The sequence below is a fragment of the Geodermatophilus sp. CPCC 206100 genome (assembly GCF_048569675.1).
Classification (GTDB): Bacteria; Actinomycetota; Actinomycetes; order Mycobacteriales; family Geodermatophilaceae; genus Geodermatophilus.
In genome coordinates this window covers 24,227-34,280 of record NZ_JAQISV010000059.1, presented here as the reverse complement: position 1 = coordinate 34,280, position 10,054 = coordinate 24,227, and the positions used below count along the sequence as shown (strand labels likewise).

At 76.0% G+C, this 10,054-nt stretch carries 6 protein-coding genes; 4 read left to right on the top strand and 2 right to left on the bottom strand.

The window, feature by feature from the left end:
* Window positions 1-4: 4 nt before the first annotated feature.
* The 4 genes from PGN05_RS22695 to PGN05_RS22680 all read left to right on the top strand — a co-directional run bounded on the left by PGN05_RS22695 (window position 5) and on the right by PGN05_RS22680 (window position 5,729).
* Complete coding sequence (locus PGN05_RS22695) at window positions 5-1,495, top strand: LCP family protein (protein ID WP_419754849.1); 1,491 nt, start codon at window positions 5-7, stop codon at window positions 1,493-1,495.
* 403 nt (window positions 1,496-1,898) lie between these two features.
* Window positions 1,899-4,055 (top strand): acyltransferase family protein, encoded by a 2,157-nt coding sequence (locus tag PGN05_RS22690; RefSeq protein ID WP_419754847.1) that lies wholly within the window; start codon window positions 1,899-1,901, stop codon window positions 4,053-4,055.
* Window positions 4,052-4,837 (top strand): TIGR03089 family protein, encoded by a 786-nt coding sequence (locus tag PGN05_RS22685; RefSeq protein ID WP_419754846.1) that lies wholly within the window; start codon window positions 4,052-4,054, stop codon window positions 4,835-4,837. Before PGN05_RS22690 ends, PGN05_RS22685 begins: the two co-directional genes overlap by 4 nt.
* Window positions 4,838-4,883: 46 nt before the next feature.
* Window positions 4,884-5,729: a DUF1028 domain-containing protein gene (locus tag PGN05_RS22680; protein WP_419754845.1), complete on the top strand. Its 846-nt coding sequence runs from the start codon at window positions 4,884-4,886 to the stop codon at window positions 5,727-5,729.
* Here the strand turns inward: PGN05_RS22680 and PGN05_RS22675 are convergent.
* Together PGN05_RS22675 and PGN05_RS22670 are read right to left on the bottom strand one after the other, a co-directional pair.
* Window positions 5,719-6,726 (bottom strand): decaprenyl-phosphate phosphoribosyltransferase, encoded by a 1,008-nt coding sequence (locus PGN05_RS22675; protein WP_419754844.1) that lies wholly within the window; start codon window positions 6,724-6,726, stop codon window positions 5,719-5,721. The two genes, PGN05_RS22680 and PGN05_RS22675, sit on opposite strands and share 11 nt — an antisense overlap.
* A 120-nt stretch (window positions 6,727-6,846) precedes the next feature.
* Complete coding sequence (locus tag PGN05_RS22670) at window positions 6,847-9,960, bottom strand: arabinosyltransferase domain-containing protein (protein WP_419754843.1); 3,114 nt, start codon at window positions 9,958-9,960, stop codon at window positions 6,847-6,849.
* Between the last annotated feature and the right edge of the window lie 94 nt (window positions 9,961-10,054).

Below are 10,054 nucleotides of genomic sequence, written 5' to 3'. Positions count from 1 at the left end.
CGCCGTGCGGCCGGCCGACCGCGCGGCCGAGCGTCCCGCCGACCGCGCCCGGGGCGCCGCCCCCGAGGGCGCGCCCCGCCGCGGGGGCCGGCGCGGGGCGATCGTCGGGCGCACGGTGGCCGGCCTGCTCTCCGCCGTCCTGCTCGCCGGCTCCGGCTGGGGCTGGTACCTCGGCCAGGTGGCCGAGGCCACGGTCAACCGCACCGACGCCATCCCGGCCTCCGGCAACGAGGAGACCGGGCAGGCGCCGGAGGCGATGAACCTGCTCCTGGTCGGCAACGACAGCCGGGCGGACCTCACCCCCGAGCAGCTCGCCGAGTTCCGGGCCGGCGAGGACTCCGGCATCAACACCGACACGATGATCCTGGTGCACATCCCCGCCGACGGGTCGCGGGCCTCGTTCGTCTCGTTCCCGCGCGACTCCTACGTGGAGATCCCCGGATACGGCTGGGACAAGCTCAACGCCGCCTACGCCTACGGCTACGCCGACACCCCCGAGGAGTCCCCGATGGAGCAGCGGCAGGCCGGTGGGGCGCAGCTGCTCGTGCAGACGATCAGCTCGCTGACCGGCCTGCAGATCGACCACTACGCCGAGGTGGACCTGCTCGGGTTCTTCAACCTCAGCTCCGTCGTCGGCGGCGTCGACGTCAACCTCTGCGAGGCCGTCGACGACTCGCGCTGGTCGGGTGCGGTCTTCCCGGCCGGCCAGCAGACCATCAGCGGCGCCGACGCGCTCAAGTTCGTCCGCCAGCGCCACGGCCTGCCGCGCGGGGACTTCGACCGGATCGTCCGTCAGCAGGTCTTCATCGCCGGCGTGCTGCGCAAGATGATCTCCGACGACGTCCTGCTCGACCTGGGCCGGCAGCGGGAGCTGGTCGAGGCCGCCTCGCAGTCGCTGACCGTGGACAACGGCCTGGACCTGTTCCAGCTGGCCGAGCAGATGCAGTCGGTGACCGCCGGCAGCATCGAGTTCCAGACCATCCCCTACGTCGGCACCGACCGCGACGAGCAGGACCGGTCGATCATCCGGCTGGAGGACGAGGACACCCTCCACGACTTCTTCGCCCAGCTGTCGGCCGAGCCCGAGGCACCCGCGGAGGCCGAGGCCCCGGCGGCGCCCGCGACGGTCGCGCCGGCGCAGGTCACGGTCGACGTGTTCAACGGCTCCGGGATCCCCGGGCTGGCCGCCGACGCGGCCGCCGACCTGGGGACCGGCGGGTTCGTCGTCGCGGCCACCGGCAACGCCGACGCCACGGACTACGAGCAGACCGTCATCCGGCACGCCGCGGGCGACGAGGCGATGGCCGCCACGCTGGCCGGCGCCATCCCCGGCGCCGTCGTGGAGGCCAGCGACGACCCCACGTCCGGCACCGTGCAGCTGGTGCTCGGCTCCGACTTCAACGGGGTCGGCCAGGCCGTCACGCCGGCGGCCCCCGCCGCGCCGGTGGAGGGCGAGGACGCCCGCACCGCCGCGGACACCACCTGCATCAACTGACCGACCGCGGAGGGCACCTCCGCCGACCGCACGCCCCACACGGACCCGCCGGCCTGCCAGCCGGCGGGTCCGTCGTCGTCTGCGGACACGCTCCGGGCGGCCTCGTGCGCCCAGCGAGGCGCCAGGCGCAGCAGCGGCCCCAGCCGCACCGGACAGACAGCCCGCCGCATGACCCCAGGGGCTGAGCGAGGCTCGTGTGACGGGACGGGCGGACGCGCCGGATGAGAGACGGTCGCCGCCGTTTCGCGCGAAGAACCGGTCCCGACCCGCCGATAGTCTCTTCTTGCACTTGATTCGTCACCTTGCGTAATGACACCGAGTGCCCGTCGCCGGGGCCGCGCGGATCTGCCCGCCGGACCACGCCGACGCCCGCACCCACGTCCAGAGAAGGAGGCGCGTCCGCGTGACGGCAGTCCTCGAGCGCCCGGCGCCGGTCGCGGCACCGCCGGCCCCCGCCCGCGTCAGGGCCCCCGAGCGGCCGGACCGAGGCGTCCGGATCGAGATCCAGGCGCTGCGGGCCCTGGCGGTCTCCCTGGTCGTCGTCTACCACGTGACGCCGCTGGACCTGCCCGGTGGTTTCGTCGGCGTCGACGTCTTCTTCGTGGTCTCGGGCTTCCTCATCACCGGCCACCTCATGCGCGAGGTCGAACGCACCGGCCGGATCCGGCTGGCCCAGTTCTGGGCCCGGCGTGCCCGCCGGCTCCTGCCGGCCGCCCTGCTCGTGCTGCTGGTCAGCGCCGTGGCCACGTTCCTCGTCGTCCCGACGACCCTGTGGCAGCAGTTCCTCCGCGAGCTGGGCAGCTCCGCGCTCTACGTCGAGAACTGGCTGCTCGCCGGTGACGCCGTCGACTACCTCGCGGCGCACAACACCGCCTCGCCGGCGCAGCACTACTGGTCCCTGTCGACCGAGGAGCAGTTCTACCTCGCCTGGCCGCTGCTGATCCTGGGCGCCACCGGCCTCGCGGTCCGCACCGGGCTGCGCCGCCGCCGGCTCGCGGTCGCCGGCCTGCTCGGGGCCCTCACCCTGGCCTCCTTCGCGTACTCCCTCTGGGCCACCACTCACTCCGCCCCCACCGCCTACTTCGCCACCCCGGCCCGGGCGTGGGAGTTCGGAGCCGGCGCCCTGCTCGCGGTGCTGGCCGCCGCCGCCCCCACCGGCCGTGAGCGGCTGCGCCGCGCGGTCTCCTGGGCCGGCTTCGGCGCGATCGCCTACGCGGCCCTCCAGTACGACGGGACGACGCCGTTCCCCGGCACCGCCGCGCTGCTGCCGGTCCTCGGCACCGTCGCCGTGATCTGGGCCGGCGCGCCCTCGGGTGACTGGAGCCCGACCAAGGTGGCCGACTTCGGCCCGGTCCGCTTCCTCAGCGACATCTCCTACTCGGCCTACCTGTGGCACTGGCCGGTGATCGTGCTGCTGCCCTTCGCCCTCGGCCACCCCCTGGGCACGCGGTCGCAGGTCGGCGTCGTCGTCGTCACCATCGCCGCGGCGTGGGCGACCAAGGTGGTCGTCGAGGACCCGGTGCGCAGCGGCCGCTTCCTCACCGCCCGCCCACCCCGGGTCACCTACGTCGCCACGGCCCTCGCCACCGGGGCGGTCGTGGCCGTGGCGGCGACCGGGTCGTCCTACGTCGACGTGCAGGTCGACCGGGCCCGCGCCGCATCGGTCGAGCTGGTGGGGACGTCCTGCTTCGGTGCGGCGGCGATGGACCCGGCCAACGACTGCGCCGACCCGAACCGCGTGACCGAGACGATCAGCCCCGTCTTCGCCTCCAGCGACCGCTCGGCGGGTACCGAGTGCCTGTTCCCGAACGAGTCGACCGAGGTGGACCCCTGCACCGTCGAGCAGCCCGGCGCCGACCGGAAGGTCGCGCTGATCGGTGACTCGCACGCGGCCTCCTGGTGGGAGGCCGTCTCCGGGGCGGCCGCGGAGCGCGGGTGGTCCTTCGACGCCTACCTCCACGCGGGGTGCCCGGTGCTGTCGACCGACCGGTTCACCGGCCCGGGCATGTCCGCGGACCAGCCGGGGACCTGCCGGACGTGGAGCGAGGAGGTGATCGCCGAGGTCGCCGCTGACCCCGAGGTCACCACCGTGTTCACGTCCTACCGCGCCGACGTCTACAAGTTCCTGGGCACGGGTGGTCGCCTCCGGAACGAGTGGTCGGCGTCCGTGGTCCGGGCCGCCCTGCAGCCGCTGGTGGACGCCGGCAAGCAGGTCGTCGTCCTCCGCGCGGTGCCCTCCACGAACGGGGTCAGCCCGGACGAGGTGCTCGCCGACCTCGGTGTGAACGTGCCGAACTGCATCGCCACCGCGGGTCAGGACGACGACCCGTGCGCCGGCCCGCGGGACGAGCGCCTCACGCCGGACTGGATCGCCGAGGGCGTCCGGGGCATGCCCGGCGTCCGGGTGGTCGACCTCTCCGACCGCTTCTGCGACGCGCAGCTGTGCCACACGGTGGTCGGCGGAACCGTCGTCTACTGGGACAGCAACCACATGTCCCGGACCTTCTCGGCCACCCTCGCCGGGCCCCTCGGGGAGGAACTGGACAGAATGCGCGGGTGACGCCTGCCGATCTGCTCGCCGCGGCCCTGCGCCGCGACCCCGCCGCTCCCCTGGTCACCTACTACGACGACGCGACCGGGGGGCGCGTGGAGCTCTCGGCCACCACGCTGGCCAACTGGGTGGCGAAGACCGCCAACCTGCTCCAGGACGAGTTCGACGTGACGGCCGGCAGCACGGTGGCGGTGGCCCTGCCGGTGCACTGGCAGACGGCGGCCGTGCTGCTGGCCGTGTGGAGCTGCGGCGCGGGCGTCCTGGACACCGCCGCCGAGGACGACGACCGGCTCGCCGGCGCCGACGTCGTGCTGGCCGACCAGGACCGGCTGCCGCCCCTGGAGGAGCAGGACCTGCCCGAGCTGCTGGGCCTGTCCCTGCACCCCCTCGGCGCGGGCATGGCCGGGTACGCCGGGCCGGCCCGGGACTTCGCGCTCGAGGTCCGGGCCCACGGCGACGTCTTCACCCCCTGGCAGCCGCCGGACCCGGCCGCCCCGGGCCTCCTGCTCGGCGGTCTGGAGCTGACGCTCGGCGGGCTGGCGGACGCGGCCGGCGAGCTGGCCGGCCGGCTCGGCATCGCCGCCGGGGACCGCGTCCTGGTGGACGAGCTGGTCGCGACCGAGGCCGGTCCGGTGGCGTGGCTGCTGGCCCCGCTGGCAGCCGGCGCCTCCCTCGTGCTGGTCCGGTCCGCCGACCCCGCGACACTGCCCGCGCGGGCGGCCGCCGAGCGGGTCACCGCTACGCTCGGGCGCACGATCGACGGCATCCGGGAGCTGGGCCGCCCCGCCTGAGAGACGGCCGGTCGGCGGGCCCCGGCAGGGACGGGGTGGGAGCGGCGTGACCTTCTCGGTCCTGGGCCGCGACCGGGTCACCGGCGACCTGGGCATCGCCGTCTCCTCGTGCATCCTGGCCGTCGGCCGGGCCGTGCCGAGCGCGCGGCCGGGGGTCGGCGTGGTCGCCGTCCAGGCCCGCAGCCGGCGGGGGCTCGGCCCCTCGCTGCTGGCGGACCTGGCGGCCGGGGCGACCCCGGCGCGGCTGGTCCGGGCGGCGGCGCACGCCGCCGAGGACGTGGACCGGCAGATCGCCGTCCTCGCTCCCGGCGGCGCCGTGGCGGCCCACACCGGCCGCGGCTCGCTGCCGGTCAGCGGCCACCTCCTCGGCGACGGGATGAGCGTCCAGGGCAACACGCTGGCCTCCCCCGACGTGCTGCCGGCGATGGCCGGCGCCTGGGCGGCCGCCGGCGGCGACCTCGCCGACCGCCTGCTCGCCGCGCTCAGCGCCGGGCAGGACGCCGGCGGCGACGTCCGCGGCCGCCAGTCCGCCGCGCTCCTGGTCGTCAGCGGCACGCCGGCCACCGAGGAGGACGACGGCGTCCGGGTGGACCTGCGGGTGGACGACTCCGCCGACCCGGTCGCGCAGCTGCGGATGCTGCGCAACCTGCAGCGGGCCTATGACGAGCGCGACTACGAGCACCTGGCCCTGTTCGCCCCGGAGGGCGCCCGGGACCTCTACGCCGCCCTCGCCGCCTCCCGGCGCGGCGACCGCGCCGCCGCCCGTGCCGCGCTGGAGGCGATGCGGGCGCGGCCGGGCTGGGCGGCCTGGCTGGCGGCGATGGCCGGGGACGCCCGGATGGCCGGGGTGTCCCGGCTGCTGGACGCGCCGGTGCCCGACGTCAGCCGGTGAGGACCGCCGCGCCCACGCACAGGGCCCAGACCAGGCCGAGCACCAGCAGCCCGCGGTCGCGCAGCACCAGGTCCTCGGGCGCGCCCGCGTCACCGCGGTCGACGTCGACCGCGTAGCGCAGCATGGCCAGGACGAAGGGGGCGATGGAGATCGTCGTCCAGGGGATGCCGTCGTCGGCCCGCATCTCGAACGCCCACAGGCTGTACGCGGTGCACGCGACGCCGGCCGACAGGCTCCACACGAACCGCAGGTAGCTCGCCGAGTACGCGCGCAGGCTCCGGCGGGTCTCCGCCTGCTCCCCCAGCGCCACCAGCTCGGCGTAGCGCTTGCCCGCCACCATGAACAGCGCCCCGAAGGCGGACACGAGGATGAACCACTGCGAGACCGCGATCCCCGCGGCGGCGCCGCCCGCGACCCCGCGCAGCACGAAGCCGGAGGCCACGGCGGCGAGGTCGATGACCGGCTGGTCCTTGAGCCAGAAGCTGTAGGCCAGCGAGATGGCGACGTAGGCGGCCAGCACGGCGGCCAGCTGCCAGCGGCTGAGCAGCGCGGCGCCGGTGAGCGCGACGACGAGCAGGAGCACCCCCGCGGTGGCCGCCACCGGCACCGGCACCACCCCGGCGGCCACCGGGCGGAACCGCTTGCGCGGGTGCCGGCGGTCCTGCTCGAGGTCGCGGACGTCGTTGAGCAGGTAGATGCCGCTGGCGGCCAGGCAGAACGCGAGGAACGCGAGCGCGGCGGCGCCGGCGACCGACGGCTGCAGCACGGTGCCCGAGGCCAGCGGAACGGCGAGGACCAGCACGTTCTTCGTCCACTGGCGCGGGCGCATGGTGCCGAGCACCCCGCGGAGGACCCCACCGCCGCCCGCGCGCGCGACGTCCTCGGCCGGGGGCGCGACCGGCGCGGGCACCTCGGCGAGCGGGGGGACGTCGGCCACGACGTTGTCGGCGAACACCGCCCGCAGGGTGGCGTTCCGCCGTTCGTCGTCCACGTCCATCCGACCTCCTCCGGCCTCCCGGCCACTGCGCAGGGGCGGCCCGCCGGAGGTGGGTCCCCCCGGCGAGCCGCCCGCCTGTTGTCTAGTGGACGGCAGCAGCCGCCGCGAAACAACCCCCGGTCAGGGGACCGGGGGCCCGGCCCACCCGGCCGTGACGACGCGCTGCGGGGTCAGGTCGTACCCGCGCTCCGCGAAGGGGACGTCGAAGCGGAGCACCTGCACCTGGCGGACCGCCGGGTCCCCGGGGAGGACAACCCCCAGCTCGGTGACCGACGACGTGCGCTGCACGGGGGCGAACAGGCCGCCCCGGAAGACCGACCAGGTGTTGTCGGTCAGGCCGTCGACGGGGGGACCCGGGCGCCAGAGGACCCCGTACTCCGCGGGCTCGGTGATGCCCTCCCGGATCACCGGCTGACGCTGGCAGGGGAAGAGGAAGGAGAACTGCCAGGCGACGGCGACGGCGGCGTCCGCGGGCAGGTACTCCGACAGCCCGACCCACGGCACCACCGACGGCCCGGTGAACGCCAGCCACCCGCCCGGCCCGCCGCTGCGGTCCTCGGCCACCAGGCGGAACAGCTCGGCGCCGGTCCCGGCCGCGCCGGGATCGAGGACGAAGGTCCGCCAGCGCGGCGCGTCCAGCTCGTCGGTGAGCAGCTGCTCGGCCAGGACGTCCCCGTCGGCGCCGGCGTACTGCACCCGCAGCTCGTTGCCCCCGGTGAGGCGCCCGGCGGCCAGCACGGCCAGTTCCTCGCCGTCCGCGGTCGACGGGACGGCGAACCACGGCGTGCCCTGCTCGCCGGTCCCGTCCTCGGCACCGCCGTCGGGCAGGCTGCCCCAGACGTAGCGCGCGACCCCCGATCCCGGCTCGGCCGGTGGCGGGCCCGGCTCGAACCAGCCGCCGCCGGCGACGAACTCCGCCGGCCCTGGCGCCTCCGGCGCGGCGGGGGCGGGCTCCAACGGCCGGGCCGCGGACAGGTCCAGGACGTCGATCCCGCCGGCCGCACCGCAGTCGCGGGCCCCCGGGTCGCGGAGCGAGTCGGCCCACGGCGACCAGCCGGTGTCGAGGGTGCGCAGGGTCGCCAGGCCGAAGCTCCCGAGCAGGTGGCCCACCGAGGTGAGGAGGAACACCACGACCAGCACCGGCACGGCGACCGGCCAGCCGGACCCGGTGCGCCGCACCCGCCCGACCAGGCGGACGGCCAGCAGCACCACGACGGCGACGACCGCCCACGGCAGCAGGCTGCCCAGCACCACCGGGCCGAGGAACGGCGGCTCGTCGGCGTGCGGCATCCCCGGCAGCCAGGTGTAGGGCCAGCTGTTCGGTCCGCGCAGCGCCAGCGCGGCGACCACGACCGCCGACCCGATCGCCAGCAGCGGGGTCACCGGGCCGGTCCCCCCGGGCGCCAGGCGGCGGACCAGGACGGGGACCGACACCAGGAACAGCGCCAGGAAGAGCGGGCCGAGCCCGGCGAGGGCGCCGAAGTGGTGCGTCCACTTGCTCGGGGTCAGCCACAGCAGGAGCAGCGCGGCGGCCAGCGAGTGCCCGGCGAGCAGCAGCGGAGCCGGCAGGCGCACGCCCCCGGCCCGGGCGGCGACCGCCACCAGGAAGAACCACAGCAGGGCCGCGATGCCGGCGAGGACCGCCGCGCGGCGGGCGTAGGAGCCCATCGGGATCCCCTGCAGCAGGAACGCGTACCGCTGCCACTCGTCGTACCAGGCGTCCTGGCGCTGGATGGACAGGAAGATCTCCTGGCCCCGCAGGAAGTCGTGCAGCGACCCGTCGGCGAAGGCCGCCGTCGCCGCGAACGCCCCCGGCGAGAGCAGCAACGTGATCCGCGTCGCCACCGCGGCGGGGCCGGCGTCCTCCCGCACCAGCCGGACCAGCCTCGGCAGGGCGGCCACCAGCGGCGCGAGCGCGACGAAGCCGGTCGGGTGGCAGGCCACCGCCATCGCCGCGGTGCCGAACGCGAGGGCCACCGGGAGCAGGCGGCGGCGACGCAGGCCGGCGAGGACACCGGCGAGGACGACCAGCGCCAGGAGGCCCACGACGGCCTCGGGCCGCACGCCCATGCCGTAGGGCAGCCACCAGGCCAGGAAGACGGTGGCGAGGACGACGGTGGTGACCGTGCGCCCCCAGCGGGCCTCGGCCACAGCGGACGGCAGCGCGCCCGGCCGGGTGGTGAGGCGCCGCAGCAGCACCCAGGTGGCCAGGCCGCAGACCAGCGCGGGGACCCGCAGCACCGCCGGACTGTCGCCCAGCTCCTGCCACCAGCCGAGGAACCGGTAGAACCAGGTGAACGGCGTGAAGGACTGGTTGAGCAGCTGGTAGTAGTTGCCGACGAACCCCTCCTCCCCCGCGTTGCGGGCCATCGCGGCGTAGTAGCCGTCGTCGTCGGACAGCGGCGCGAGGAAGAGCCAGAGCACCATCGTCAGGACGACGGCGACGTCGACGGCTCCGGACGTCGCGCGGGCCGCGCGCGAGGGGCTCCCGGCGCCGGGCGAGGGGGTCGGCGCGCGCACCGGCGCCCGGGCGCGGTCGGCCCGCCACAGCGCGACCAGCGCGCCGACGGCGGCGAGGAGGGCCAGCGCCACGAGCACCTTCTTGAGGGTCGTGGGCACGGTGTTGAACTGGTTGTCGACGCGGACCTCGACCCGCAGGTCGTCTTCCGACGGGAGCGCCGTCAGGCTCGTGGCGAGGACGTCGACGTCCGGGAGGGCCTCGGCACCGCCGGACGCCGCGCCGACCTCGCGGCCGTTCCGCTCGAGGACCACGCCGTCGGCGTCACCGGCGACCCGGAACCCGCAGTCGCCGGCCGGGACCGGCTCGTCCAGCAGCACCTGGCCGCGGTCGAGCACCTGCAGGCGTCCGTCGCGCGCGGTGACGAGCAGCCCGTCGGTCAGCGCCGCCGGGTGGCCGGGCACCAGGGTGGAGACGACCACCCCGTCGGGCGTCGCCGCCGCGGCCTGCACCGCGGCGCAGCTGAACCGGACGTCGATGCCCAGCGGCTGCTGGTTGGTCAGCTCGAGCATGGTCGACGTGGGCCGGCCCGGGTCCTGCGGCCAGCTCACCGTGGGGACGCTCATCGCGACCGGAGCGAGCGGCAGGACGGCGGAGCAGAGGACCGCGACCAGCCCGAGGACCAGCGGGAGGACCCGTCCCAGCCTCCCGCGACGGGACGCCGGGGAGGGGTCGGAGACGTCCGGACCGGTGGGTGCCCGGTCGACGACGTCCACGCACTCCCCCTCCACCGCCGAGCGTCCTGACCGGGGCCAGTCAACACGGTCGGGGTCCGGGCCGTCACGCGGTCGGCCGTCGGCCCCGCGGAAC

Bases quoted from the DNA above. Each gene is read 5' to 3' on its own strand.
- PGN05_RS22675 (WP_419754844.1), bottom strand. From the start codon at position 6,726: ATGGACGTGGACGACGAACGGCGGAACGCCACCCTGCGGGCGGTGTTC.